Raw genomic sequence first — 26,257 nt, 5'->3', positions numbered from 1 at the left:
TTCCTTGCTAAAAGCTATTAATGCATTTGAGATTAACGAAAAACAAGATTTAGTGCTAGTGTAAATCTTGCTATCATCTCAAGAGTTGATTAATAAATAGAATACTTGCCGTGACTATCTACTTACCTTGCTTAGATGACTATAAAGAAACATTTCCTGATGTAGAGTCGGCACTCACTGAGCCGGATGGGTTATTAGCTTTCGGCGGCGATCTCAGTCCAGAGAGAATTATCAACGCGTATAAGCATGGCATATTCCCTTGGTTTTCACAGCAAGACCCCATTCTATGGTGGAGTCCTGCGACTAGGGCGGTGATCGAACCTAATCAATTTTCTCCCTCTAAAAGTCTAAAAAAGCATCTTCGTCGTAATCATTTAACCGTCACTTTAAATCAAGCAACCGAACAAGTAATTACACTGTGCGCCAGCACTCGCCCTATCGAAGAAACCTGGATCACTCGAGAGATGATTCATGCTTATATTACATTAGCCAAATTAGGTCATTGTCATTCTGTTGAAGTTTGGCGCGATGACACTTTGATTGGTGGTTTATATGGCATTAAATTAGGCCAACTATTTTGTGGTGAATCGATGTTTTCAATTGAAAGCAATGCATCTAAAGTTGCCTTCTGGTATCTATGCGATCACTTTTCTCATGTTGGAGGTCAACTGATCGATTGTCAGATCATGAATCCTCACTTGGAAAGGCTAGGCGTCAACGAGGTTCCACGTTCTCACTTCATATCGCTAATAAAGCAATTACAAAATAAGCCAATAAATAGCAACTTTACACCGTGTACACTTAAGCTCACAGAAGGATAAACGGATGGAATCAAACCAAATAAAGATCGGCTTAACTCCTTCTAGCCAATGCAGCTATTTAGAAAATCAACAAGAACGGGTCGCGGTTATTTTAGATGAAGCGTTACATACTCCTGGTCAATATGAACTCTTTCTTGCTAATGGCTTTCGTCGTAGTGGCAATATGATCTATCGACCTCATTGCGATGCTTGTCAGGCCTGCCAACCCATTCGAGTCTCAATCCCAAATATTACATATTCAAAGAGTCAGCGACGATTACTGAATAAAGCAGCGCGACTTTCATGGCAATTAAAGTCGCAACTAGATGATAATTGGTTTGATTTGTATGAGAAGTATATTGAAGCGAGACATCAAAGTGGCAGTATGTATCCTGCCAATAAAGATGTTTTCGAAAACTTTATTCTCGCAGATTGGATGCAGCCTCAATTCTTACATGTTTATGAGAACGGTACGCTCATCGCAGTAGCGGTAACAGATTGCCTACCTAACTCTCTAAGTGCATTTTATACCTTTTATGAACCTGAACACCCATTATCACTAGGTACTTTGTGTGTGTTATTGCAATTGAAGCAATGTGAACAAATACATAAACACTGGCTTTATTTGGGTTATCAAATTGATGATTGCCCAGCGATGAATTACAAAGTTCGCTTTCAACGTCATCAAAAGCTAGTAAATCAGCGTTGGCAAGGGTAGAATACGCAACAACTTTAATCTCCTGCATATAATTATTCATTGTTGGAGCATTATTACCCCTAAATTGACTGCTCAATCTAGCGGTTAAGAATAAGCCAAATTTCGGTAAGAGGATTAAATGGCAAAAGAAGACGTAATCGAGATGCAAGGCACTGTCCTTGACACATTACCAAACACTATGTTCCGCGTAGAATTAGAAAATGGTCACGTAGTAACGGCACACATTTCTGGCAAGATGCGTAAAAACTACATCCGTATCCTAACGGGTGATAAAGTGACTGTAGAAATGACTCCATACGATTTATCCAAAGGCCGTATCGTCTTCCGCGCACGTTAATCAATTAAATGTTTAAGTGGCTATCACGTCCGTTTAAACCTAATTTCAAAACCGAGGCTTAGGCTTCGGTTTTTTATAACTTCAATTCCCCTCCCCTCTATCAAGGCTGGAAGCACAAAAAAGCTCCTACCTTTTTAGGTAAGAGCTTTCAACGTCACTCATAAGTTAAAGCCGCCATCTCATACAAGATTAGTGAACCGCTTCTTCTTGATTTAAATAAGTGAATTCCAGTTCTTCATCATTGTGATTGAGCGCTACTTTTACTGTTCCGCCATCAACCAAAACTCCAAATAACAACTCATTTGCCAGTGGTTTTTTCAATTGCTCTTGAATGACACGTCCCATAGGTCTTGCGCCCATAGTTTTATCGTAACCTTTTTTGGCTAACCAATGACGAGCCTCTTCCGACACTTCCATTGAAACACCACGTCCATCTAGTTGTGCTTGTAATTCCACAATGAACTTATCCACTACCTGATGAATCATCTCTTCACTCAAGCTATTAAACCAAATGATATTATCCAAACGGTTTCTAAACTCTGGTGTAAAGACTTTCTTGATTTCAGCCATCGCATCATGACTATTATCTTGCTGAATCAAGCCCATAGATTGTTTCTCAGTCTCTTGAACACCCGCATTGGTTGTCATTACCAAGATAACATTTCTGAAATCGGCTTTACGACCATTGTTATCAGTCAGTGTGCCGTTATCCATTACTTGCAATAACAAGTTGAATATATCGCCATGCGCTTTTTCAATTTCATCAAGTAGGACAACTGAATGAGGGTGTTTAATCACCGCATCCGTCAACAAACCACCTTGGTCATAACCCACATAACCAGGAGGGGCACCGATCAAACGACTCACAGAATGACGCTCGCCGTATTCCGACATATCAAAACGCAGTAGTTCAACCCCTAGTAGCTTAGATAATTGCACCGTCACTTCTGTTTTACCTACCCCTGTTGGGCCTGCAAACAAGAATGAACCAACCGGTTTATTATCGTGGCCTAAACCGGCACGAGTTAACTTAATCGCTTCACATAACACTTCAATCGCAGGATCTTGTCCAAATACCAGTAGCTTGAGTCGGCTATCTAGGCGTGACAATACTTCTTTGTCTGAAGAAGAAACTGACTTTTCTGGGATCCGAGCAATCTTGGCTACGATAGCTTCAATATCAGCAACATTGACGGTTTTCTTACGTTTACTCACAGGTGCTAGTCGACAATGTGCGCCCGCTTCATCAATAACATCGATTGCCTTGTCTGGCAGATGACGCTCATTAATGTACTTAGCAGAAAGCTCCACAGCAGCACGTAACGCTTTATTGCTAAAACGAACCTGATGATGCTCTTCATATTTGCTCTTAAGGCCGATAAGAATTTTCGTCGTATCGTCAATAGAAGGCTCTAAAATATCAATTTTTTGAAAACGTCGAGCCAGCGCACGCTCTTTCTCAAAAATGCTGCTGTATTCTTGATAAGTCGTTGAACCAATGCAGCGTAATTTACCGTTACTCAGTAATGGTTTAATGAGGTTCGCTGCATCCACTTGGCCACCAGAAGCGGCTCCAGCACCGATAATAGTATGAATTTCATCAATAAAGAGAATGGTATCTTTCTCTTTTTCTAATTGCTTCAAAATAGTCTTAAAGCGCTTTTCAAAATCGCCGCGATATTTTGTGCCTGCTAATAACGAACCAATATCAAGTGAATAAATCACACTGTCTTTAATCACATCAGGTACGTTACCTTCAACAATACGCCACGCTAACCCTTCAGCTATTGCCGTTTTACCAACCCCCGCTTCACCGACGAGTAATGGATTATTCTTACGACGACGACATAACACTTGAATTGTGCGCTCAAGTTCAACATCACGACCAATGAGCGGATCGATTTGCCCTTTTTTAGCCACTTCATTAAGATTTGTAGCAAAACTATCTAAACGCTCTTCAGAACTATTTTCTTGCGGCTGATCACCAGTGATATCACTTTGACTGCCATCAACGTCATCTCCTGATTTGCGAATACCATGTGAAATAAAATTAACGATATCAAGTCGACTGACATCATTTTTCTTTAGAAGATAGGCGGCGTGTGACTCTTGCTCACTAAAAATGGCAACAAGTACGTTAGCACCTGCGACTTCATTGCGGCCAGAAGATTGAACATGGAATACCGCGCGTTGCAGTACTCGTTGAAAACTTAATGTTGGCTGAGTTTCACGTTCTTCATCAACAGTTGGGATCAAAGGGGTCGTTTGCTCAATAAAAGCATCGAGTTCTTGGCGTAATGTATCAATATCTGCTTGGCAAGCTGATAAAGCCTCATGAGCAGAATCATTATCAAGCAGCGCTAATAAAAGGTGCTCAACAGTCATAAACTCATGACGTTTCTCTCTAGCACGCATAAATGCGCTATTCAAGCTCATTTCCAGTTCTTTATTTAGCATAGCTACCTCCCCAAAGAACAATTACTATGTTCATATTCAGCTAAAGCCTAAGTCATCTAGGTGATACCAATCAAAATAAAAGGCACTACACCTGTTCCATAGTACATAACAAGGGATGTTCATTTTCACGAGCATACATGGTGACTTGCATCACTTTTGTTTCAGCAACTTCAGCCGTAAATGTGCCGCAACTTGCTTTTCCCTCAAAATGCACTTTTAACATTACTTGAGTCGCACTCTCCAAATCCATAGAGAAAAAGCGACTCAGTATTTCAATTACAAAATCCATTGGCGTGTAATCATCATTATTAAGTATCACATGATACATCGCCGGTGGCTTCAGTTTGGTCTTCTCATCTTCCAGAAGATCGATATCTGGTGAAGTCCATTGGTATTGCTTATTCATGCTTAATTCTACTTTATGACCAACATTGATAGAAAACAAACCTATCAACCTGCCTTCTTATTTAGAGACTAATCCACCAATTGTATCCCTGCAAATAAAAGATTGCTATTCCGTTACACTTGCAGACTAACAGCTTAAAAAGAAAGCAATATACTCTCAAACTATCATTAAACGATGTAAATGAGAAAACTCAATGTTAAGCAAAAGTTAAACTCACATCGCTATTTTTGTTATTCGACCGATAATTATCACCATCAACTATTGACTGTTAGCCATGATTGTCTAAATTGTGTTCTTAGAGTGGTTAAAAAACTAACCGTTATATCGTTAAAAAGCATGAGGGATGTAAAGCATGGCTACAGGTACCGTTAAATGGTTTAACAATGCCAAAGGATTTGGTTTCATTTGTCCAGAAGGAGAAGAAGGTGATATTTTCGCTCACTACTCGACAATTCAAATGGACGGGTATAGAACGTTAAAAGCAGGACAACAAGTATCCTACGAAGTTGAAAAAGGCCCTAAAGGCTCTCATGCTAGTCTTGTCATGCCACTAGATGGCGACCAAGTAAAATAGTCCAATTACGATAACTAAATATCACACCTTTCTATAGACTTTTCTGTTATCTATATTCAAGTATAAAGCCATACAAATGACCTTATCAATTTGTATGGCTTTTTATGCATCACTCCCCCTTAAATCTAAAATACCAAGCAAAGTAAGCAGCTAAATTAATCCCTACATGTACTAATGCCAATCGTACTAATTATCTGATCATTCTTTCTTGTGAAAAGCCTCGATAACTCCGTTATCAGTTTTAATTGTAGAACGACTGCTTATCGAAAATTTATGCCTTATTCTCAAGGATTCTTCCTGCGCAATTATTGATCACCTAATTATGTTGATTGTTATAACAGACATAAAAAAAGCGCCCATATAGAGCGCTTTATCATTTATTTAAGACTCTTCAGCTTAGCGTAAAGCATTTAGCACTTGGTTTAGTGTCTCACTAGGACGCATTAGTGTTACTACTTTGTCTTCATCAAATAAGTAATAACCGCCTAAGTCGCCTGCAACGCCTTGTGCCTGATTTAATTCAGTTACAATCTGCTGCTCTTTTTCAGCAAGCTCGGCTGCAATCGGTGCAAACTGCTGAGCAAGATCAGCATCTTTCGACTGTTCAGCCAATGCCTTCGCCCAGTATGCCGCTAGGTAGAAGTGGCTACCACGGTTATCAAGCTCACCCACTTTACGAGATGGTGATTTGTTCTCATCTAAGAATTGACCTGTCGCTTTATCTAACGTTTCAGCTAATACTTTTGCTTTAGGGTTATTCGCAACGCTACTTAGATGCTCAAGAGAGGCTGCTAAAGCAAGGAACTCACCTAAAGAATCCCAGCGTAAGTGATTTTCTTTTTCAACTTGTTGAACGTGCTTAGGAGCCGAGCCGCCCGCGCCCGTTTCAAATAAACCACCACCATTCATCAGAGGAACAATTGACAACATTTTCGCTGATGTACCTAGTTCAAGAATTGGGAATAAATCCGTTAGGTAATCACGTAATACGTTACCTGTTACCGAAATAGTATCTAGGCCGTCTTTGATACGATCAAGGGAGTAGTTGGTTGCCGATACTGGATCTAAAATCTTAATCTCAAGACCATTAGTGTCATGTTGTGGCAAGTAAGCATTGACCTTTTTAATCAACTCAGCATCATGAGCACGATTTTCATCTAACCAGAATACCGCAGGTACACCTGCATCACGTGCGCGAGTAACGGCCAGTTTCACCCAGTCTTGAATTGGAGCATCTTTAACCTGACACATACGGAATAAGTCGCCTTCTTGAACATTTTGCTCAAGTAGAACTGTATCATTTTCGTCAATCACACGTATAACCCCCGCTTTTTTCGCAACGAAAGTTTTATCATGTGAACCGTATTCTTCTGCTTTTTGTGCCATCAAACCTACGTTTGGAACACTACCCATAGTCGTTGGATCAAATGCACCATTCTTTTTACAGAAGTCGATAACTGCTTGATACACACCCGCATATGAACGATCTGGGATCATTGCTTTAGTATCTTGCAGCTGACCTTCGCTATTCCACATTTTACCAGAAGAACGCAACATTGCTGGCATTGATGCATCAACAATCACATCACTTGGTACATGCAAGTTAGTGATACCACGATCAGAATCCACCATCGCCAATGAAGGACGAGTGGCATAAACGGCATCTAATGCTTGTTCAATTTCTTGTTTTTGATCAGTGGGTAAGTTTTCAATCTTACTATATACATCACCGATGCCATTATTCACATCAACGCCTAACTCTTCAAACAAGTTACCGTATTTATCGAATACATCTTTATAGAACACTTTAACTGCATAACCGAAAATAACTGGATCAGAAACTTTCATCATGGTTGCTTTTAAGTGCAAGGATAATAAGATCCCTTGTTCTTTAGCCTCATCAATTTGCTTTTCAAAGAATTCAACTAAAGAAGTTTTATTAAGCACAGCCGCATCAATAATTTCTTTATCTAACAGAGCAAATGGCGCTTTAAGCACTTCAACTGAACCACCCGCATCGACATGCTCAATACGTACATTGCGCGCACCATCAATAGTGACGGATTTTTCGCTACCGTAGAAATCTTGCTCAGACATACTCGCAACATGTGATGCTGAGTTTGCATCCCAAGCCCCCATTGAATGTGGGTTTTTCTTCGCGTAGTTCTTAACAGAAAGTGGTGCACGACGGTCAGAGTTACCTTCACGTAAAACTGGGTTTACTGCACTCCCCTTAATCTTATCGTAAGTTTCTTTAATTGCACGCTCTTCGTCTGTTTTTGGCTCATCAGGATAGTTAGGTAGTGCGTATCCTTTGGCTTGCAGCTCTTTAATCGCTGCGCGTAATTGAGGAATAGAAGCAGAAATGTTTGGTAGTTTAATGATGTTTGCATCTGGAGTATTAGCCAGGTCACCTAGCTCAGAAAGCGCATCACCAATTCGTTGTTCTTCTGTTAGGTATTCAGGAAAGTTCGCAATAATACGACCCGCTAATGAAATGTCACGAGTGTCTACATTGATACCTGAAGAAGCGGTATAAGCACGAATGATTGGCAATAGTGAGTAAGTTGCCAGCGCTGGTGCTTCATCAGTAATAGTGTAAATAATAGTTGGCTGCTTATTTTTCATTTGATCTGTGGTAGGCATTGAATTTCCCTATATATTTCGAACAGCCTTAATAGATGAGATTGGCTGTGTGGCTCAAGAAAACGGTCATCTCATTCGACCTTTCTCTATGTTGGTAGATAATAGATATTAGCTATACCAGATAATTTTTAGCACAGCTGCTTTCGTTCACTTATACCCCTTCAAAGTCACGTCAAAGTCATTTCACGATAACTTGATGATAGAGATATTATTTAGCATTCCATCCGAACTCTTTTGGGTAAGAAATTCGAGAATGAATTAAACAAATTCAAGTTAATGGTCTATTATCTTCTTCTTTTAGCGGCACCATACTAGATCAATTCTAAAGTTATTAAAACTTAGCCTCTTAATTTGTTTACATTTTTGCAAGGTAGTTAACATGTCGAGCTCAAACTCTCTCTCTAAAAAGACCCAATCGAGTCGTAAGTTTCAAACAGATCCGACCAAATCAAGAGGAAAAAAAAGCAGCTCAACACATCGTTTTACTAAACGCCCTAAACAAAAAATAACTCACAACTCACCGCGTGTGACCGCAGAAAACCGCATCGTCCTTTTGTTTAATAAGCCATACGATACACTTAGCCAATTTACTGACGGTGAGAAACGAAAAACGCTAGCTGACTATATTGATATTAAAGATGTATATGCCGCCGGTAGATTAGACAGAGACAGCGAAGGCCTAATGGTGCTAACGAACGATGGTATTCTACAAGCTAAAATCACTCAGCCAACATCCAAAGCGCCAAAAACGTATTGGGTGCAAGTGGATGGGGCACCCTCTGAAGAGGATTTAGAACAGTTACGCCATGGTGTTGAACTCAAAGACGGCATAACACTTCCCGCCAAAGTGGAAATTATTCCCGAGCCTGAAATATGGCCTCGTAATCCCCCAGTTCGCTTTCGTGCAAACATTCCAACAACCTGGCTAGCAATGACTATTATTGAAGGTCGTAATCGACAAGTCAGACGTATGACGGCGCATATTGGTTTTCCAACATTAAGGCTAATTCGTTACTCAATTGGTGATTGGTCTTTAGGTAATTTACAGCCTGGTAATTACAAAGTTATTAAAGTTTAAGCAAACAGTACAGTATGCATTATTTCTCCCCCTCTCGGATCTGTCACCTGTGATAACTTTCTGTTAGAATTCGGACCAGATTAATTTTGTGGTATTCATTGCATGTCAGATAACAGCCAAAAGCTAGAAAATGCTAATAAAAAAGTAATCGTCGGAATGTCCGGTGGTGTCGATTCTTCCGTTTCAGCTTACTTGCTTCAACAACAAGGCTATCAAGTTGAAGGGCTTTTCATGAAAAACTGGGAAGAAGATGATAACGAAGAATATTGTACGGCAGCAGAAGATCTTGCAGATGCGCAAGCTGTGTGTGACAAGTTAGGCATTGAACTGCATACCATTAACTTTGCATCTGAATACTGGGACAATGTTTTTGAATATTTCTTAGCGGAATACAAAGCTGGCCGTACGCCAAACCCTGATATTCTATGTAACAAAGAAATCAAGTTTAAAGCTTTCTTAGAATTTGCTGATGCAGTGCTTGATGCAGATTATATCGCAATGGGTCACTACGTTCGTCGTACCTTCCCTACTGCTGAGCAAATCGAAGCGGGTGAATTACCGAAAATGCTTCGTGGTTTAGATAGCAATAAAGATCAAAGCTATTTCTTATACACGCTAAGCCATGAACAAGTGGCTAAGAGCTTATTCCCTGTTGGTGATTTAGAAAAACCAGAAGTTCGACGCATTGCGGAAGAGCAAGATTTAATTACGGCGAAGAAAAAAGATTCAACCGGCATTTGCTTTATCGGTGAGCGTAAATTTACTGATTTCTTATCACGCTATTTACCTGCTCAACCGGGTAAAATCGAAACGCCAGAAGGCAAAGTAATCGGCGAACACCAAGGCTTGATGTACCATACCCTAGGTCAACGTAAAGGCTTACATATTGGTGGCCAAAAAGGCGGTGGTGGTAATGAAGATCCATGGTATGTCGCTGAAAAAGATCTCAAACGTAATGTGCTTATCGCAGTACAAGGTGGCGATCATCCACTTCTAAAATCTACGGGTTTAATTGCTTCGCAATTGCACTGGGTTGATCGTCAAACAATTACTGAACCTCTACGCTGTACGGTTAAAACACGTTATCGCCAGCAAGATATTCCATGTATTATTGAGCCTATCGATGAAAACAATATCAAAGTGATTTTCGATGAACCTCAAGTAGCAGTGACTCCGGGGCAGTCGGCAGTATTCTACTCGCAAGATGTCTGCTTAGGCGGCGGTATTATTGAAGCGAGAATCTAATCGATTATTAACATTTAAAGGGCTCTTCGTGGCCCTTTCGTTTATAGTAAACAGCATCAATTAAGTTTGTTTTTAGGAGAAGTTAACGTGGCAAACACTCTTTATGACCGTACCATCGCTTTTGCTGGCATCTGCCAAGCGGTTGCACTTGTTCAACAGGTCGCGCGAAACGGGCATTGTGATTCTGCGGCTCTTGAAACAACGTTAAAAACCATCGTCAATATGAATCCACGTAATACGCTGGATGTCTTTGGTGATGAATCAAACCTTAAGCTGGGGCTTGAAACCCTAATTAACGGCATAGATGGCTCTCCAACAGGCAGCGAAGCAACCCGCTATATCATTAGCATTATGTCATTAGAGCGCAAACTCAACGCTCGCCCTGATTCGATGTCTCAACTCGGTGATCGTTTGACTACCATCGAGCGCCAAACTGAACATTATGACTTGCTAGAAGATCAAATGATCAGCAACCTTGCCAGTATTTATCTCGATGTGATTAGCCCTGTTGGTCCGCGTATCCAAGTTTCTGGCACACCAGCCGTATTACAACAAACGACTAACCAACACAAAGTTCGCGCCTTATTATTAGCAGGCGTACGTTGTGCGGTGCTATGGCGTCAAGTTGGTGGTAAACGTCGTCACTTATTGTTTGGTCGTAAGAAGATGCTTGAACAAGCTAAAATCTTACTTGCACGTACTTAATAACACGCACCTAATAATAAGCGACATGCTAAACCTATTTACCCTATTTCAATCTAACTCAATTTAATTCAGGAGATACACATGGAACTGTCAGCATTGACTGCTGTTTCACCGGTAGACGGCCGCTACGGAAGTAAAACGATTGCGTTACGCAGCATCTTCAGCGAGTACGGCCTACTAAAGTACCGTACTATCGTTGAAATTCGTTGGTTACAAAAGCTTGCAGAGACTGCTGCAATTGCAGAAGTGCCTGCATTCAGTGACAAAGCGAACCAATATCTTAACGAGATTGCGGCGAACTTCAGCGAAGATGATGCCAATCGTATCAAAACGATTGAACGTACGACTAATCACGATGTAAAAGCGGTTGAGTATTTCCTAAAAGAAAAAGTAGAAGCACTACCTGAATTGCATGCAGTAAGCGAATTCATCCATTTTGCTTGTACTTCTGAAGATATCAACAACACATCTCACGCGCTTATGCTTAAAGAAGCACGTGATGAGGTTATTCTTCCTGCCATTCGTGAAATCATTGATGCGATTAAAGCACTAGCGGTTGAGTATCGTGATATCCCGCTTCTTTCTCGTACCCACGGCCAACCAGCTTCACCTTCGACTATGGGTAAAGAAATGGCAAACGTGGCATACCGTATGGAACGTCAATACAAGCAAATCGCTAGCGTTGAAATCCTAGCGAAAATCAACGGTGCCGTCGGTAACTACAACGCTCATCTTTCTGCTTACCCTGAGCTAGATTGGCATGCATTTAGTGAAGAGTTCATCACCAAGTCACTTAGCGTAGACTGGAACCCGTACACAACGCAAATCGAGCCACATGATTACATTGCAGAATTGTTCGATGCGATTGCGCGTTTCAACACCATCTTAATCGACTTCGATCGTGATATTTGGGGCTACATTGCATTAGGCCACTTTAAACAAAAAACCATTGCTGGCGAAATTGGCTCTTCAACCATGCCACATAAAGTGAACCCTATCGATTTTGAAAACTCGGAAGGTAACTTAGGTTTAGCTAATGCGATCTTTGGTCATCTTGCACAAAAACTGCCTATCTCTCGCTGGCAGCGTGACCTAACTGACTCAACGGTTCTTCGTAACCTAGGTGTTGGTTGTGGTTATGCAATGATCGCTTATTCTTCAGTGATGCGCGGTATCAGCAAGCTTGAAGTAAACCAAGCGGCTCTTGAAGCTGAGCTAGACAAGAACTGGGAAGTACTAGCTGAACCAGTACAAACAGTGATGCGTCGTTACGGCATCGAAAAACCATACGAGAAACTAAAAGAATTGACTCGTGGTAAGCGTGTAGATGGCGAAGGCATGCGCGCATTTATTGATGGCCTTGACATCCCTGAGGATGAAAAAGAACGCCTAAAACAAATGACCCCAGCAAACTACATCGGTGATGCGGTTAAACTGACGGATTTGTTGAAATAAACAAAGGTCGTTACCCGAAAAAACAACATTCGTCATTCCAAAAGTGAGGAACGAACTGTTTGGAATCTCCTACGTTAAGCTGTGAAGTCGATAGCTTTAGGAGATCCTGAACTACACTCCTTCGTCGTTATTCAGGATGACAGCTCAAGGGTTAGCTCCGGCTGGCCCTTTTCTTTTGCTATCCACTCTCCCCCTTATCCTCTACATTTCCCTTTAATCTGTGCTTTCTGTTACACTCTTCGCCCTGTTTCGTTTCAATACAACTTGTAGGCACCTCATGTATCAACTTTCTTTTTCTCTAGAAGAATTCTTAGCCGAGTATTGGCAAAAAAAACCAACCATCATTAAAGGTGGCCTATTTACCGGTTCTCCAGAAAATGGCTTCGTCGATCCTCTTACTCCTGACGATCTAGCTGGGCTTTCTATGGAAGAAGTCATTGATTCACGTTTTGTGTCGAACAAAGACAAACAATGGGGCGCTGAACATGGTCCATTTGATGAAGATAAGTTCGCTCAACTACCAGAAAGCCATTGGTCTTTGATCGTACAAGCGGCAAACCATTGGCACCCAGAAGCAGCGCAATTAGTTGAACCATTCAAAGCGATGCCGGGTTGGTTATTTGATGACTTGATGATCAGTTTTGCGGTCGAAAGTGGCGGCGTAGGTCCACATATCGATCAATATGATGTATTCATCTGCCAGGGTCTAGGCAAGCGTCATTGGCGTGTCGGCGAGAAGGATGAAGGTCAATATGAAGAAGTGATCCAAGCGCAAGCTCTACGTCAAATCAAAGGTTTTGATGCGATTATTGATGACGTGCTCGAACCGGGCGACATCTTATATATCCCGCCGGGTTTCCCACATGGTGGCTATGCTCTAGAGCCATCAATGAGCTACTCTGTTGGCTTCCGCTCACCAAAAGAACAAGAGCTATTAAGCAACTTTGCTGATTACATTTTGGCGCACGATATTGGCGATGTTCATCTACACAACCCAGAGCAAAAAACGCAATCAGGTTCTGGTATGATCCAAACGACCGATACGCAACTACTCACTGGCATGTTGAAAAAAGCCTTTGAAGACCCTGCTAGAATTGAAGATTTCTTAGGCTGCATGTTGAGTCAATCGCGTCATCAGCTAAACATCATCGTACCAGAAGAGCCTCTCACTATGGATGATATGATGCAGTGCATCCAAACTGAACAGCCATTATATAAAGTCGCTGGTCTACGTGCGAACTACCATGAGACCAACCCAAATACTTTATTCATCAATGGTGAAGTATTTGAGCTTGAAGCTGGATTAGAGCCTTTAGCTAACATCTTATGTGACTATGATGATATCGAAGCACAAACACTGTCATCTCTGACTAGCATCCCTGCGGCAATCACTCTATTAACTGAGCTGATTAATAAAGGTTACTGGTTCTACGAATAATCTATGCTCGTAATAAACTAAACGGCTAGTAAATACACCGATAAACCAATACAAGGCGCTGAGTGAATCTTTCATTCAGCGCCTTGTATTGTTATTTATTGAATACAAATCCAACAATCAATCACGCCAACATACCCTATCGATAAAATGCTCTGTATGATAGAGCGATAAACAATACTCACGGATTGGACTATCTACTATGAAAGTAATTAGCTTTAATATAAACGGCCTACGCGCGCGACTTCATCAACTACAAGCCATTATCGATAAGCATCAACCAGATGTGATTGGCCTACAAGAAATCAAAGTGCATGATGAAGCTTTCCCACTTGCCGATGTAGAAGCCATGGGGTACCACGTTTACTTCCATGGTCAAAAAGCCCATTACGGTGTTGCCATGTTATGTAAGCAAGAGCCTATCTCGGTACAAAAAGGGTTTTCAACTGATACCGAAGAACATCAAAAGCGTATGATCATGGCGACATTTGAAGATGAAAGCGGCCAGAAAACGACGGTGATGAATGGTTACTTCCCACAAGGTGACAACATTAACCATGAAACCAAATTCCCATACAAGCGCCAGTTTTATAAAGATCTTATGACGCACCTGAACACTCATCACCACAACGATGAGCAAGTGATTGTGATGGGCGATATTAATATTAGTCCAATTGATTTGGATATTGGCATCGGTGAACCAAACGCAAAACGCTGGCTAAAAACCGGTAAATGTTCATTCCAACCAGAAGAACGTCAATGGTTAAAAACTCTGCTTGATTGGGGCTTTGAGGATACCTTCCGTAATCTTCACCCAACTGTCGATAATCAGTTCTCGTGGTTTGATTATCGCTCTCGTGGCTTTGATGATAATCGCGGCCTACGCATTGATGTGATTTTAGCGACACCATCTCTTGCGGCTAAATGTATTGATGCGGGCATTGATTACGAATTGCGTGGCATTGAGAAGCCTTCCGATCACGCGCCTATTTGGTCTGAGTTCAAATAATCCCACATAAATAAAACGCCGCTAGTGGCGAACTAACGGCGTTTTATTTTATCGCAATGCAGTGACCTGTTAACTTAATGGTCTTGCATAAGCCAATAGTCGTTTTTCCGTTACCTTGAAAGCATAGATAATCGACATACTTAAAATCATGTAGAAAATCCCCGCAGTAAAGAATGCTTCAAACGGTGCGTAAGTACGTGAGTTCACCAAGCGTGCCACGCCTGTGATATCCATGACCGTAACGATACCGGCCACCGCAGAACCATGCAGCATAAAGATAACTTCATTGCTATAAGCAGGTAGCGCGCGACGCAATGCACTTGGCAAAATAATACGGCGATATATCTTCCATGTAGACATACCGTAAGCTTTCCCCGCTTCAATCTCGCCTTTATCAAGCCCTTTAATAGCACCAGCAAAAATCTCTGCGGTATATGCTCCAGTGTTCAGTACAAAAGCCACTAGAGCACAAAACCAAGCATGCTCCCACAACGTATCTCGCACTTGCATAAACTGGTTGCTACCGTAGTAGATCAAGTACAGCTGAACCAGTAACGGCGTGCCTCGGAAAAAGTAGCTATAACACCATACCGGAAAGTTAATAAAATAATTTTTGCTTGTTCGAGCAATACCGGCAGGAATCGCAATCACTAGCCCAATAATTAATGCTAAACCGACCAACCAAAACGTGGTCCATAAGCCTTCAAAATATAAAGGCAAGCTGTCAATGATGACTGAAAAATCCATGCTTACCTCGTATGTAATGTGTATTTACGCTCTAACAACCTAAGTAGGCCAATAGAAACACTAGTAAAAAATAAGAAGATAACTGATACCGTCATGTAGAAGGTAAATGGCATCTTGGTCGAGCCGACTGCCAGTGCCCCAACGCGTACCATGTCATCTAGTCCAATAATAGACACCAACGCTGTGGTCTTAAGTAGAACCAGCCAATTATTACCAAACCCCGGAATGGCATGACGAACCATCTGCGGTAATAAAATACGGCGAAAAGACATCACATTACTCATACCATAGGCTTTAGCCGCTTCTAACTCCCCTTTATCAACCGCCATGATTGCACCACGGAAAGTCTCTGCCATATAAGCGCCAAAGATAAAACCAATAGTCAGTACACCTGCCGTAAATGGGCTGACATCAATATAGTCAGGAAGATAAGCCGTCCACTCATGATTTTCATTATAACTAATCATCCAGCTATTAATTTGCTCATTCAGTGAGTAGAGAGAATTGTTTAATAAAATCTGACCACCGAAGAAAATAAGCATCATCAATACGAGATCAGGAATGCCACGAATAATGGTGGTATAGGTGGTCGCGATCACGCGAGCCCAGCGATAAGGAGAAAGTTTTGCCAATGCCCCTAAAATGCCAAGCAATACTGCTACAACCAAAGATAACAACGCGACTTCAATCGTAACCAAAGCGCCCTGTAAAATGGTTTGTTCATAACCTTGTAAAAAATCTAACATCATAAAGGTCTAATTTTGTGAGAGGCAGCCAGTTTAAGCTGGTACTGCCTCTATAATATTAAAGCGGATTATTCACCGTATACATCATACGCAAAGTACTTAGCAGCGATTTCCTGATAAATACCTTTTTCGCGTAATGAATCAATGGCTTTGTTTATCTGTTCAGCGAGATCTTTATCTTGCTTACGAACGGCGATACCAAAACCATCACCGAACCATTTTTCATCCGTTAGTGATGGCCCCGTGAATTCATAGCCGTCTTTCTTATCTAACATGCCACTTTTCAGAGCTGACGCATCACCAAATACAGCATCGATACGTCCGCCTTCTAGATCAAGGTAAGCTTCATCAAAAGTACCATAACGTGAAACATCCACGATACCTTTGTAGTTATCTTCAATGTATTGGTCATGAGTCGTTGAGCGCTGAACACCAATTTTCACGCCTTTTAATCCTTCTTTGGTGAACTGAATATTTGCGCCTTTTTTGGCAATAAATTTATTCGGGATCAAAGCGTATTTATGAGTAAAGGCAACTTTCTTTTTACGTTCTTCGGTAATCGACATGCCAGCAATAATCGCATCGTACTTACGAGCAAGCAGAGCAGGAATAATACCATCCCAATCTTGAGCAATGATTTGACACTTCGCTTCCATCTCTTTACATAGAGCGTTAGCCAGATCTATATCGAAGCCAGCTAGCGTGCCATCGGCTTGCGTATAATTAAACGGAGGGTAAGCGCCTTCAGTTGCAAAGCGCACGGTTTTCCAATCCTTGGCTTGTGCCACTCCAGATAAAGCTGTAGCCGCAATTGTTGCTGCTAAAAACCACTTTTTCATATCCATACTCCTGTGATTATGACTTTTGTTATGTTGTATGTTTTATCATTTACTTCATACCCTTAAACGTTTTTTAAGTGAAATGTGAGGGTATAAAGTTCATATCAGCGTACTGACCAATGAACCGGTTACAAAACTGAATCTGTTACCAAGTTAGGTCTGTTGCTGAATTCTTTTAATGGAACTAGTAAACCGAAGATATAAACTGCTTAAAACGTTCCGATTCAGGATTATTAAACAGTTTTTCAGGAGCACCTTGTTCTTCCACCTTTCCTTGGTGAAGAAACATCACATGGCTTGATACATCACGAGCAAAAGCCATTTCGTGAGTCACTACCAGCATAGTGCGCCCCTCTTCAGCCAAATCTCGCATTACCCCCAACACTTCACCGACCAATTCAGGGTCAAGTGCCGAAGTTGGTTCATCAAATAACATGACTTCAGGATCAACGGCTAATGCTCTGGCTATCGCGGCACGTTGTTGTTGACCACCAGAAAGATGCCCTGGGTAATAATCTTTACGATCATACAAGCCCACTTTTTTAAGCAGCAATTCTGCATTTTCAATCGCTTGAGCTTTTGGGACGCCTAATACGTGAACTGGAGCTTCGATCACATTTTCTAGCACAGTTAAATGTGACCACAGGTTAAAACCTTGGAAGACCATAGCAAGACGTGAGCGAATTCTTTGAACTTGTTTATCGTTGGCAGGTGAAACGTCATTTTTTCGATTGCTTTTCATTTGAATCAATTCGCCACTCACCCAAACCTCACCCGAAGTAGGTGTCTCTAACAAGTTGATACAACGAAGAAAAGTACTCTTACCCGATCCTGACGATCCGATGATAGAGATCACATCCCCCTTGTTTGCCGACAATGAAATGCCTTTAAGGACTTCATTGTGGCCAAAGGTCTTGTGTAAGTCTTTGATATTTAGCGCGGGTACATCCGTCATGCGCTATTACTCCCTTATTATTGATACACATCTTCCTGATGCTAAAAATAACCTAACACCACTGATTAAGGCTTGCAAACAAAGCGAATTGCTTAAAAGTCTTATTATAGATGTTTATTTTGAATTTTTATGCATGATATAGGCATTTCCACTTACATCAAGTAAATATACTCGCCATCCTACCAATTGATTAAAATATCAACAAAAAAGCAACTTATCGTATAACACCTTTAGTTCCCTTCGTGAAGCTGATAAATAACTCAACAAATCTTGTATAATTTATAAAATATTTTTTAAATTTATCGATATTGTTGACATAAAGTGATCGAGATCAACACTCCAGAGAGAATGTATTGTTAAGTTTTCTACATAATAAATATCTATGAAACAGTTTGATGATAAATTGAAACTTCCCCAGAAATTCTCATGCAGATGTTTAGGAATAAACTAGCCTTATATTAGTCAGAATTTGCAGCAAGAGATCAGGGTTATAAATAGGTATTTAGTGTGTTTAGCGTTCTACCACATCACAAGACACCCCGCTAAGCACTAATACTAATGGGTTAAACACTAGCCCATCAGTATTATTAATCAGAGTGCACTGGAACCTTCGGGCCGTGAGCAGTTAATCCATTAGCAACTCACAACAGTGCGTATTTTTTCTACTAAAAAGGTAGGTATGTCATGGCAGAGCAATTTGCTAAAGCTTGGGAAGGTTTTGCTAACGGTGATTGGCAAAATGAGGTAAACGTTCGTGATTTCATTCAAAAGAACTACACACCGTATGAAGGTGATGAATCTTTCCTAGTTTCTGAGGGTACTGAAGCAACTAACAAGCTTTGGGCTCAAGTAATGGAAGGTATCAAAATTGAGAACAAAACTCTTGCTCCTCTAGATTTTGACACTTCTGTTATTTCTACCATCACTGCTCACGATGCAGGTTACATCAACAAAGATCTTGAAACGATTGTTGGTCTTCAAACTGAAGCACCGCTTAAACGTGCCATCATCCCTAACGGTGGTATCCGTATGGTTGAGGGTTCTTGTAAAGCTTACGGTCGGACTTTAGACCCACAAGTTTCTAAGATCTACACAGAACTACGTAAAACACACAACCAAGGTGTTTTCGACATCTATACTCCTGACATCATGAAATGTCGTAAATCTGGCGTATTAACAGGTCTTCCTGATGCTTACGGCCGTGGACGTATCATTGGTGACTACCGTCGCGTAGCGCTATATGGTATCGACTACTTGATGAAAGACAAATTCGCTCAATTCACGTCTCTACAAGAACGTTTCGAAAATGGCGAAGACCTAACAGCAACAATGCAACTTCGTGAAGAAATTGCAGAGCAACACCGTGCACTAGGCCAAATAAAAGAAATGGCGGCTAAATACGGTTGTGATATCTCTCGTCCTGCTGAAACAGCACAAGAAGCTATCCAATGGACTTACTTCGGTTATCTAGCAGCGGTTAAATCTCAAAACGGCGCTGCAATGTCTCTTGGCCGCACTTCTACTTTCTTAGATATATTCATCGAACGTGATATCGCTGCAGGTCGCATCACTGAAGAACAAGCGCAAGAAATGATTGATCACTTCGTAATGAAGCTACGTATGGTTCGTTTCCTACGTACTCCTGAATACGACGAGTTGTTCTCTGGTGACCCAATCTGGGCAACAGAATCAATGGGTGGTATGGGCCTTGACGGACGTACACTAGTAACACGTACAAACTTCCGTTTCCTAAACAGCCTATACACTATGGGTCCAAGCCCAGAACCAAACATCACGGTTCTTTGGTCTGAGCAACTACCTGCTGGCTTTAAACACTTCTGTGCGAAAGTGTCTATCGATACTTCTTCTATCCAGTACGAAAATGATGATCTAATGCGCCCTGACCTACAATCGGACGACTACGCAATCGCTTGTTGTGTATCTCCAATGGTAGTTGGTAAACAAATGCAGTTCTTCGGTGCTCGTGCTAACTTAGCAAAAACCATGCTTTACACCATCAACGGTGGTGTGGATGAGAAGTTGAAAATCCAAGTTGGTCCAAAAATGGACAAAATCGAAAGTGAATACTTAGATTACAACGAATTGTGGGACAAAATGGACCACTTCATGGATTGGTTAGCAAAACAATACGTAACCGCGTTGAACTCTATCCACTATATGCACGACAAATACAGCTACGAAGCGTCTTTAATGGCTCTTCATGACCGTGACGTTCGTCGTACAATGGCTTGTGGTATTGCTGGTCTATCGGTTGCAGCTGACTCACTATCTGCAATCAAATACGCAAAAGTTAAGCCAATCCGTGACGAAGACGGTCTAGCGATCGATTTCGAAATCGAAGGTGACTACCCTAAATTTGGTAACAACGACTCACGCGTTGATGACATCGCATGTGAGCTTGTTTCTGTATTCATGGGTAAAATCCGTAAGCTTAAGACTTACCGTGATGCTATTCCTACTCAATCAATCCTTACTATCACGTCAAACGTGGTATACGGTAAGAAAACGGGTAACACTCCTGATGGCCGTCGTGCTGGCACTCCATTCGCTCCAGGTGCTAACCCAATGCACGGTCGCGATGAGAAAGGTGCGGTAGCCTCCCTAACTTCAGTCGCAAAACTACCGTTTGCAGATGCACAAGATGGTATTTCTTACACCTTCTCTATCGTCCCTAACGCACTAGGTAAGTCTGACGACCAGAAGAAAGCGAACCTTGCTGGCCTAATGGATGGTTACTTCCACCATGAAGCAGGTGTTGAAGGTGGGCAACACCTAAACGTGAACGTTCTTAACCGTGAAACTCTAGAAGACGCCGTTAAGCATCCTGAGAAATATCCTCAGCTAACGATCCGTGTATCAGGTTACGCTGTACGATTCAACTCTCTTACTACAGAGCAGCAACAAGACGTTATCGCACGTACTTTTACTGAGTCTCTATAAGTTTGGCTACAAATAAACTTATGATTAAACAGTAAAACTTTAGCCCCGCTCTGTTTGAGTGGGGCTTTTTTTGCTGTGATGATTTTCATATAAAAAACTGGTGTATTAACCATACTGAAACTAGGTTAATCCTAACTTTTGTAATAAAATAAACACATTACACAGCAAAGGAATTCTCCTATGTCTACAACTGGTCGTATTCACTCTTATGAATCTTGTGGCACCGTCGATGGCCCTGGTATTCGTTTTATCGTCTTTATGCAAGGCTGCTTGATGCGTTGTATGTATTGCCACAATCGCGATACATGGGATACCAATGCAGGAAAAGAAGTGACAGTAGAAGAGATTATTACTGAAGCAAAGTCTTACCGCCATTTTATGAGTGCTTCTGGCGGCGGTATTACCTGCTCTGGTGGCGAAGCAATGTTACAGCCAGAATTCGTCCGAGATTTATTCCGAGCAGCTCAAGCCGAAGGCATACACACTTGTCTTGATACCAATGGCTATGTCCGAAAGCATACTGAAGTGATCGATGAAGTATTAGAAGCCACGGATCTCGTCATGCTCGATATCAAACACATGAAAGATGAAATACATCACGACTTTATTGGTGTTTCCAACCGCAGAACGTTAGATTTTGCTCGTTACTTACATAAGATAGGTAAAAAGACCTGGTTACGCTACGTTGTTGTTCCTGGTTATACCGATGACCTTGAAGCCGCAGAGCTACTAGGTGAGTTCATTCGAGACATGGACAACATTGAAAAAGTCGAGCTTCTTCCTTACCACAAACTCGGTGCACACAAATGGGAAGCGCTAGGTCATGACTACCCACTTGAAGGTGTGGAGCCACCATCAAAAGAAACCATGGAAAAGGTAGTCTCAATACTCAGCAAATACAACGATAACGTGATGTTTTAAGTATTCTCCATTTATCACGCTATAAACAAGCTAAACGAAAAGTAAGCGAAACGAATTCAATTCAATTTATCGAGGTTCACCATGGAAATGACTAACGCACAACGTTTGATCTTATCAAACCAATACAATCTAATGGCGCAACTAGAGCCAAATAACGCAGAAAAATATAAACGTCTACAAACTATCGTAGAGCGTGGCTACGGCTTACAAATGCGTGAGTTGAATAAAAATTTTGGTTGTATGGAAGAAGAAGATTGCCGCGAAATTATCGATATCATGGAAATGTATCACGCAATGCAAGAGTCAAATAACATGCTTTCTGATGCAGATAAAGCCAACGTCGACCAACGCCGTTTACAATTCTTAGGCTTCGATATTGCCACTGAACATCAAGCAGTAAACTATGTTCGCTTCCTAACGGATTCTGAAGGCATGTACCCTCAGTTTGATAAAAGCGATCACTACTTCAATGCTCAAATGCCGATGTTAGACAAATATCGCCGCATGATTAGCACATGGCGTAACTGCCCTCGTCAATACCACCTATCGGCGACAGAGCTTACCCAAATCTTTAACGCATAATTTCTTATACATTATAACGATGTACTAAAGGCGATATTTTCGGATATTGCCTTTTCTTTTTGTGAATTCCCCTCTCCTATTCTTGCCTTCTCCTATGCGTGATAAACCGCAAATGCTTACACAAATAAGGTTATATAAGATTGGTTTGAAAGGTACCTCATTCCTTCGCCAATCTTCCTTGCCTAAAGGTTTGGATGATAGCTCTGAATTCTGCATCTTGACGTCACTTGGGTATAATTATTAAGCAGAATAAAAAATCGAGTCTAGTCTTAATAATAGGGTGTGTACATTTCGCCATTCAATATATTCAAGGGGATTCGCTATGAGTATTTTTGACCACTACCAATCACGCTATGAAGCTTCTAAAGATGAAGAACTTTCTCTCCAAGACTTCCTTTCGTTGTGCCAAAAGGACAAAAGTGCTTATGCGAATGCCGCAGAGCGGCTGCTACTCGCGATAGGTGAGCCAGAGATTATTGACACTTCGAAAGACCCAAGATTAAGCCGAATTTTTTCCAACCGCGTCATTTCTCGTTATAAAACATTCGAGCATTTTTACGGTATGGAAGAAGCGATTGAACAGATTGTTTCTTACCTTAAACATGCCGCACAAGGCTTGGAAGAACGTAAGCAAATTCTCTACTTACTCGGCCCAGTGGGCGGCGGTAAATCTTCGTTAGCCGAAAAACTAAAAGCATTAATGCAGCAAATGCCAATTTATGTCCTTTCTGCCAATGGCGTTCGTAGCCCAGTTAACGATCATCCATTCTGCTTATTTAATGTCGATGAGGACGGAGAGCTGCTAAAAAGCGAATACGGCATCGATCAACGCTACTTACGTTCAATCATGTCACCTTGGGCAGCAAAACGCTTACAAGAGTTCGGAGGCGACATCACCAAGTTTAAAGTGGTTAAGGTTCGCCCTTCTATTTTGAATCAAGTCGCGATTGCTAAAACTGAACCAGGTGATGAGAACAACCAAGACATTTCATCACTAGTTGGTAAGGTCGACATTCGTAAATTAGAACATTATTCACAAGATGATCCTGATGCCTACAGCTATTCAGGCGCACTTTGTAAAGCGAACCAAGGGATAATGGAATTTGTGGAGATGTTCAAAGCGCCGATTAAAGTCTTGCACCCCCTACTGACGGCGACACAGGAAGGTAACTATAACGGTACTGAGGGACTATCTGCACTGCCATTTGACGGTATGATCCTCGCTCACTCCAATGAATCCGAGTGGACAACCTTCCGTAATAATAAAAACAATGAAGCTTTCCTCGACCGGGTTTATATTGTCAAAGTACCGTACTGTTTACGTGTGTCTGAAGAGATGAAAATCTATAAAAAATTACTACTCAATAGTGAGCTATCACAAGCGCCATGCTCACCAAGTACCCTAGAGATATTGTCGCAATTCAGTATTCTGTCTCGTCTGAAAGAACCAGAGAACTCATCGGTATTCTCCAAAATGCGTGTCTATGACGGTGAAACCCTCAAAGACACCGATCCAAAAGCTAAGAGCTACCAAGAATACCGTGACTATGCGGGTGTAGACGAAGGCATGTCTGGACTATCGACACGTTTTGCATTTAAAATTTTATCGCGCGTGTTTAACTTCGACCAAACGGAAGTCGCCGCCAACCCCGTTCACTTATTCTATGTCATCGAGCAACAAGTCGAACGCGAACAATTCCCGCAAGAAACCGCGGATCGTTACCTTGAATTCTTAAAAGGCTACCTAGTCCCTAAATATGTCGAGTTCATTGGTAAAGAAATTCAAACCGCTTATTTAGAGTCCTACTCGGAATACGGACAAAACATCTTTGACCGTTATGTCACCTATGCCGACTTTTGGATTCAAGACCAAGAATATCGAGATCCTGAAACTGGACAGTTATTTGACCGTTCTGCACTAAACGATGAGTTAGAAAAAATAGAAAAAACCGCCGGTATTAGTAATCCAAAAGATTTCCGTAATGAAATCGTTAATTTTGTTTTACGTGCTCGCGCCAATAATAACGGCCAAAACCCAGTTTGGACCAGCTATGAAAAACTGCGCACTGTGATTGAGAAGAAAATGTTCTCGAATACTGAAGAACTCCTTCCTGTCATTTCATTCAATGCGAAAACATCCAGTGATGATCAGAAAAAACACGACAACTTTGTTGCCCGTATGATGGAGAAAGGCTACACCAAAAAACAAGTTCGTTTACTGGCTGAGTGGTATTTACGCGTGCGTAAGTCCTCATAACTGAACCAGCATTTAGCATTGGCTAACTTGTACTATCACAAGGTCAAGTTAGCCCTACTTCGCTATTCAACATGTTGAGGACACTGCTTGGGGGAGGCATTATGTCACAGTTTATTGATCGACGTTTAAACGGTAAAAATAAAAGCACTGTCAATCGGCAGCGCTTTATTCGCCGTAACAAAGAGCAAATCAAAAAGTCCGTTGCTGAGGCGGTCAAGAAACGCTCTATCACCAATACTGAAACCGGTGAGGATGTGTCTATTCCGAACCACGACATCAGCGAACCTTCCTTCCATCAAGGCAAAGGCGGCACCAAAGAACGTGTTCACCCAGGTAACGACCAATTTATTACTGGTGACCGTATTGATCGTCCACCAGCAGGTGGTTCCGGTGGTTCAGGGCAAGGTGACGCCAGTAATGATGGTGAAGGTCAAGACGATTTCATTTTTCAAATATCCAAAGATGAATATCTCGATATCTTGTTCGAAGATCTTGAGCTACCCAATTTAAGAAAAAACCAAGTCAATAAAATCACCGAATGGAAAACCCATCGCTCTGGTTATCAAACCGCAGGGATCCCTTCCAATATTGCGATTGTCCGTTCATTGCAACAATCACTCGCAAGACGTACTGCGATGACCGCCTCTAAACGCCGTCAAATTCGCGAATTAGAAAGCATGCTAGATGACGTTATGATGAGTGAGCCTGCTCAACCATTAGAAGAGACACGAATAAAAAGTGAAATAGCGGAACTGCGAGAAAAAATCGCCAGCGTTCCTTTTATTGATACCTTCGATTTGCGCTATAAAAATTATGAACGTAGACCAATTCCATCAAGCCAAGCGGTGATGTTTTGCTTAATGGACGTTTCAGGTTCAATGGATCAAGCCACCAAAGATATTGCGAAACGCTTTTATGTTTTGCTCTATCTTTTCTTAACTCGTACCTATGAAAACGTGGAAGTCGTGTTTATTCGCCATCACACTCAAGCCAAAGAAGTCGACGAGCATGAGTTCTTCTACTCTCAAGAAACCGGCGGCACCATTGTTTCCAGTGCACTAAAATTAATGAGTGACATCGTTAAAGATCGCTACCCAACGAATGAATGGAACATCTATGCGGCGCAGGCTTCCGATGGCGATAACTGGGCTGATGATTCGCCGCACTGTAAAGAGTTACTCCTTAAACAATTGCTGCCCTACTGCCAATACTATTCTTATATTGAAATCACCAAACGGGCGCATCAAACGTTATGGAATGAATATGAAAAAATTGGCGAAGCTTTTGATAATTTTGCCATGAAGAACATTCAATCGGTTGACGATATTTTCCCAATTTTCCGCGAGTTATTTCAAAAGCAAACTCAATCTTAAGGGGATGCATT

The 26,257-nt window shown here is 41.5% G+C and carries 22 protein-coding genes; 15 read left to right on the top strand and 7 right to left on the bottom strand.

Annotation, left to right across the window (positions count from 1 at the left end):
• Nucleotides 1-110 precede the first annotated feature (110 nt).
• From aat to infA, 3 genes are all read left to right on the top strand, one after another.
• A complete protein-coding gene (gene aat, locus ACN0T8_RS00730; protein WP_417878775.1) occupies nucleotides 111-821 on the top strand; it encodes a leucyl/phenylalanyl-tRNA--protein transferase in 711 nt (236 codons plus the stop codon).
• Between the two features lie 4 nt (nucleotides 822-825).
• Nucleotides 826-1,518 carry an arginyltransferase gene (locus tag ACN0T8_RS00725; protein WP_417878774.1) on the top strand — a complete coding sequence of 231 codons (693 nt, stop codon included), beginning with the start codon at nucleotides 826-828 and terminating at the stop codon, nucleotides 1,516-1,518.
• Between the two features lie 118 nt (nucleotides 1,519-1,636).
• Complete coding sequence (infA, locus tag ACN0T8_RS00720) at nucleotides 1,637-1,855, top strand: translation initiation factor IF-1 (RefSeq protein ID WP_001040192.1); 219 nt, start codon at nucleotides 1,637-1,639, stop codon at nucleotides 1,853-1,855.
• Between the two features lie 189 nt (nucleotides 1,856-2,044).
• On the opposite strand, the gene clpA is transcribed toward infA, so the two are convergent.
• The gene (gene clpA, locus ACN0T8_RS00715; protein WP_417878773.1) at nucleotides 2,045-4,312 is read right to left on the bottom strand and encodes an ATP-dependent Clp protease ATP-binding subunit ClpA; all 2,268 of its coding nucleotides are present in this window, start codon (nucleotides 4,310-4,312) and stop codon (nucleotides 2,045-2,047) included.
• Nucleotides 4,313-4,397: 85 nt separating this feature from the next.
• Nucleotides 4,398-4,718, bottom strand: coding sequence for an ATP-dependent Clp protease adapter ClpS (gene clpS, locus ACN0T8_RS00710; RefSeq protein ID WP_027696127.1), 321 nt, complete (start codon nucleotides 4,716-4,718; stop codon nucleotides 4,398-4,400).
• A 352-nt stretch (nucleotides 4,719-5,070) separates the two neighbouring features.
• Here clpS and cspD point away from each other — a divergent pair, with 352 nt between their 5' ends.
• A complete protein-coding gene (cspD, locus tag ACN0T8_RS00705) occupies nucleotides 5,071-5,292 on the top strand; it encodes a cold shock domain-containing protein CspD (protein ID WP_417878772.1) in 222 nt (73 codons plus the stop codon).
• A gap of 396 nt (nucleotides 5,293-5,688) precedes the next feature.
• Here cspD and ACN0T8_RS00700 read toward each other — a convergent pair whose 3' ends face one another.
• Complete coding sequence (locus ACN0T8_RS00700) at nucleotides 5,689-7,920, bottom strand: NADP-dependent isocitrate dehydrogenase (RefSeq protein ID WP_417879468.1); 2,232 nt, start codon at nucleotides 7,918-7,920, stop codon at nucleotides 5,689-5,691.
• Nucleotides 7,921-8,317: 397 nt separating this feature from the next.
• Between ACN0T8_RS00700 and ACN0T8_RS00695 the strand changes: the two genes are divergently transcribed.
• The 6 genes from ACN0T8_RS00695 to xthA all read left to right on the top strand — a co-directional run bounded on the left by ACN0T8_RS00695 (nucleotide 8,318) and on the right by xthA (nucleotide 14,865).
• Nucleotides 8,318-9,016 carry an rRNA large subunit pseudouridine synthase E gene (locus ACN0T8_RS00695; protein ID WP_417878771.1) on the top strand — a complete coding sequence of 233 codons (699 nt, stop codon included), beginning with the start codon at nucleotides 8,318-8,320 and terminating at the stop codon, nucleotides 9,014-9,016.
• A 102-nt stretch (nucleotides 9,017-9,118) separates the two neighbouring features.
• Nucleotides 9,119-10,261: a tRNA 2-thiouridine(34) synthase MnmA gene (gene mnmA, locus ACN0T8_RS00690; protein ID WP_417878770.1), complete on the top strand. Its 1,143-nt coding sequence runs from the start codon at nucleotides 9,119-9,121 to the stop codon at nucleotides 10,259-10,261.
• A gap of 87 nt (nucleotides 10,262-10,348) precedes the next feature.
• Entirely contained in the window at nucleotides 10,349-10,966 is a 618-nt protein-coding gene (gene hflD, locus ACN0T8_RS00685) for a high frequency lysogenization protein HflD (protein ID WP_417878769.1), read from the top strand.
• 81 nt (nucleotides 10,967-11,047) lie between these two features.
• Nucleotides 11,048-12,421: an adenylosuccinate lyase gene (purB, locus tag ACN0T8_RS00680; protein WP_417878768.1), complete on the top strand. Its 1,374-nt coding sequence runs from the start codon at nucleotides 11,048-11,050 to the stop codon at nucleotides 12,419-12,421.
• Between the two features lie 277 nt (nucleotides 12,422-12,698).
• Nucleotides 12,699-13,859, top strand: a complete 1,161-nt coding sequence (locus ACN0T8_RS00675; protein ID WP_417878767.1) for a JmjC domain-containing protein — start codon at nucleotides 12,699-12,701, stop codon at nucleotides 13,857-13,859.
• Between the two features lie 199 nt (nucleotides 13,860-14,058).
• Nucleotides 14,059-14,865: an exodeoxyribonuclease III gene (gene xthA / locus ACN0T8_RS00670; RefSeq protein WP_417878766.1), complete on the top strand. Its 807-nt coding sequence runs from the start codon at nucleotides 14,059-14,061 to the stop codon at nucleotides 14,863-14,865.
• A 69-nt stretch (nucleotides 14,866-14,934) separates the two neighbouring features.
• On the opposite strand, the gene ACN0T8_RS00665 is transcribed toward xthA, so the two are convergent.
• The 4 genes from ACN0T8_RS00665 to ACN0T8_RS00650 form a co-directional block, all read right to left on the bottom strand.
• On the bottom strand, nucleotides 14,935-15,612 hold the full coding sequence (locus ACN0T8_RS00665; RefSeq protein WP_417878765.1) for an ABC transporter permease: 678 nt from the start codon (nucleotides 15,610-15,612) through the stop codon (nucleotides 14,935-14,937).
• A 2-nt stretch (nucleotides 15,613-15,614) separates the two neighbouring features.
• Nucleotides 15,615-16,358: an ABC transporter permease gene (locus tag ACN0T8_RS00660; protein ID WP_417879467.1), complete on the bottom strand. Its 744-nt coding sequence runs from the start codon at nucleotides 16,356-16,358 to the stop codon at nucleotides 15,615-15,617.
• A 68-nt stretch (nucleotides 16,359-16,426) separates the two neighbouring features.
• Entirely contained in the window at nucleotides 16,427-17,197 is a 771-nt protein-coding gene (locus ACN0T8_RS00655; RefSeq protein WP_417878764.1) for an ABC transporter substrate-binding protein, read from the bottom strand.
• Nucleotides 17,198-17,381: 184 nt separating this feature from the next.
• Nucleotides 17,382-18,152, bottom strand: a complete 771-nt coding sequence (locus ACN0T8_RS00650; protein WP_417878763.1) for an ABC transporter ATP-binding protein — start codon at nucleotides 18,150-18,152, stop codon at nucleotides 17,382-17,384.
• Between the two features lie 684 nt (nucleotides 18,153-18,836).
• Between ACN0T8_RS00650 and pflB the strand changes: the two genes are divergently transcribed.
• From pflB to ACN0T8_RS00625, 5 genes are all read left to right on the top strand, one after another.
• Nucleotides 18,837-21,113, top strand: coding sequence for a formate C-acetyltransferase (pflB, locus tag ACN0T8_RS00645; protein ID WP_417878762.1), 2,277 nt, complete (start codon nucleotides 18,837-18,839; stop codon nucleotides 21,111-21,113).
• A 180-nt stretch (nucleotides 21,114-21,293) separates the two neighbouring features.
• The gene (gene pflA / locus ACN0T8_RS00640; protein ID WP_417878761.1) at nucleotides 21,294-22,034 is read left to right on the top strand and encodes a pyruvate formate lyase 1-activating protein; all 741 of its coding nucleotides are present in this window, start codon (nucleotides 21,294-21,296) and stop codon (nucleotides 22,032-22,034) included.
• Between the two features lie 81 nt (nucleotides 22,035-22,115).
• A complete protein-coding gene (locus ACN0T8_RS00635; protein ID WP_417878760.1) occupies nucleotides 22,116-22,616 on the top strand; it encodes a YfbU family protein in 501 nt (166 codons plus the stop codon).
• A gap of 322 nt (nucleotides 22,617-22,938) precedes the next feature.
• Nucleotides 22,939-24,873: a PrkA family serine protein kinase gene (locus tag ACN0T8_RS00630; protein WP_417878759.1), complete on the top strand. Its 1,935-nt coding sequence runs from the start codon at nucleotides 22,939-22,941 to the stop codon at nucleotides 24,871-24,873.
• A gap of 101 nt (nucleotides 24,874-24,974) precedes the next feature.
• Nucleotides 24,975-26,246, top strand: coding sequence for a YeaH/YhbH family protein (locus ACN0T8_RS00625; protein ID WP_417878758.1), 1,272 nt, complete (start codon nucleotides 24,975-24,977; stop codon nucleotides 26,244-26,246).
• Nucleotides 26,247-26,257 lie beyond the last annotated feature (11 nt).

The organism is Vibrio sp., from assembly GCF_048266485.1.
Classification (GTDB): Bacteria; Pseudomonadota; Gammaproteobacteria; order Enterobacterales; family Vibrionaceae; genus Vibrio.
Note: the sequence above shows the minus strand (reverse complement) of the source record. Positions and strands in the feature narration are given on the sequence as shown.

What these genes read in the sequence shown, in the direction of transcription:
- ACN0T8_RS00635 (WP_417878760.1), top strand. Translation starts at nt 22,116, where the DNA reads ATGGAAATGACTAACGCACAACGTTTGATCTTATCAAACCAATACAAT.
- ACN0T8_RS00650 (WP_417878763.1), bottom strand. Translation starts at nt 18,152, where the DNA reads ATGACGGATGTACCCGCGCTAAATATCAAAGACTTACACAAGACCTTT.
- purB (WP_417878768.1), top strand. Translation starts at nt 11,048, where the DNA reads ATGGAACTGTCAGCATTGACTGCTGTTTCACCGGTAGACGGCCGCTAC.
- pflA (WP_417878761.1), top strand. Translation starts at nt 21,294, where the DNA reads ATGTCTACAACTGGTCGTATTCACTCTTATGAATCTTGTGGCACCGTC.
- cspD (WP_417878772.1), top strand. Translation starts at nt 5,071, where the DNA reads ATGGCTACAGGTACCGTTAAATGGTTTAACAATGCCAAAGGATTTGGT.
- ACN0T8_RS00625 (WP_417878758.1), top strand. Translation starts at nt 24,975, where the DNA reads ATGTCACAGTTTATTGATCGACGTTTAAACGGTAAAAATAAAAGCACT.
- ACN0T8_RS00695 (WP_417878771.1), top strand. Translation starts at nt 8,318, where the DNA reads ATGTCGAGCTCAAACTCTCTCTCTAAAAAGACCCAATCGAGTCGTAAG.
- ACN0T8_RS00675 (WP_417878767.1), top strand. Translation starts at nt 12,699, where the DNA reads ATGTATCAACTTTCTTTTTCTCTAGAAGAATTCTTAGCCGAGTATTGG.
- clpA (WP_417878773.1), bottom strand. Translation starts at nt 4,312, where the DNA reads ATGCTAAATAAAGAACTGGAAATGAGCTTGAATAGCGCATTTATGCGT.
- mnmA (WP_417878770.1), top strand. Translation starts at nt 9,119, where the DNA reads ATGTCAGATAACAGCCAAAAGCTAGAAAATGCTAATAAAAAAGTAATC.
- clpS (WP_027696127.1), bottom strand. Translation starts at nt 4,718, where the DNA reads ATGAATAAGCAATACCAATGGACTTCACCAGATATCGATCTTCTGGAA.
- ACN0T8_RS00700 (WP_417879468.1), bottom strand. Translation starts at nt 7,920, where the DNA reads ATGAAAAATAAGCAGCCAACTATTATTTACACTATTACTGATGAAGCA.
- xthA (WP_417878766.1), top strand. Translation starts at nt 14,059, where the DNA reads ATGAAAGTAATTAGCTTTAATATAAACGGCCTACGCGCGCGACTTCAT.
- infA (WP_001040192.1), top strand. Translation starts at nt 1,637, where the DNA reads ATGGCAAAAGAAGACGTAATCGAGATGCAAGGCACTGTCCTTGACACA.
- ACN0T8_RS00630 (WP_417878759.1), top strand. Translation starts at nt 22,939, where the DNA reads ATGAGTATTTTTGACCACTACCAATCACGCTATGAAGCTTCTAAAGAT.
- ACN0T8_RS00665 (WP_417878765.1), bottom strand. Translation starts at nt 15,612, where the DNA reads ATGGATTTTTCAGTCATCATTGACAGCTTGCCTTTATATTTTGAAGGC.
- ACN0T8_RS00655 (WP_417878764.1), bottom strand. Translation starts at nt 17,197, where the DNA reads ATGAAAAAGTGGTTTTTAGCAGCAACAATTGCGGCTACAGCTTTATCT.
- pflB (WP_417878762.1), top strand. Translation starts at nt 18,837, where the DNA reads ATGGCAGAGCAATTTGCTAAAGCTTGGGAAGGTTTTGCTAACGGTGAT.
- ACN0T8_RS00725 (WP_417878774.1), top strand. Translation starts at nt 826, where the DNA reads ATGGAATCAAACCAAATAAAGATCGGCTTAACTCCTTCTAGCCAATGC.
- ACN0T8_RS00660 (WP_417879467.1), bottom strand. Translation starts at nt 16,358, where the DNA reads ATGTTAGATTTTTTACAAGGTTATGAACAAACCATTTTACAGGGCGCT.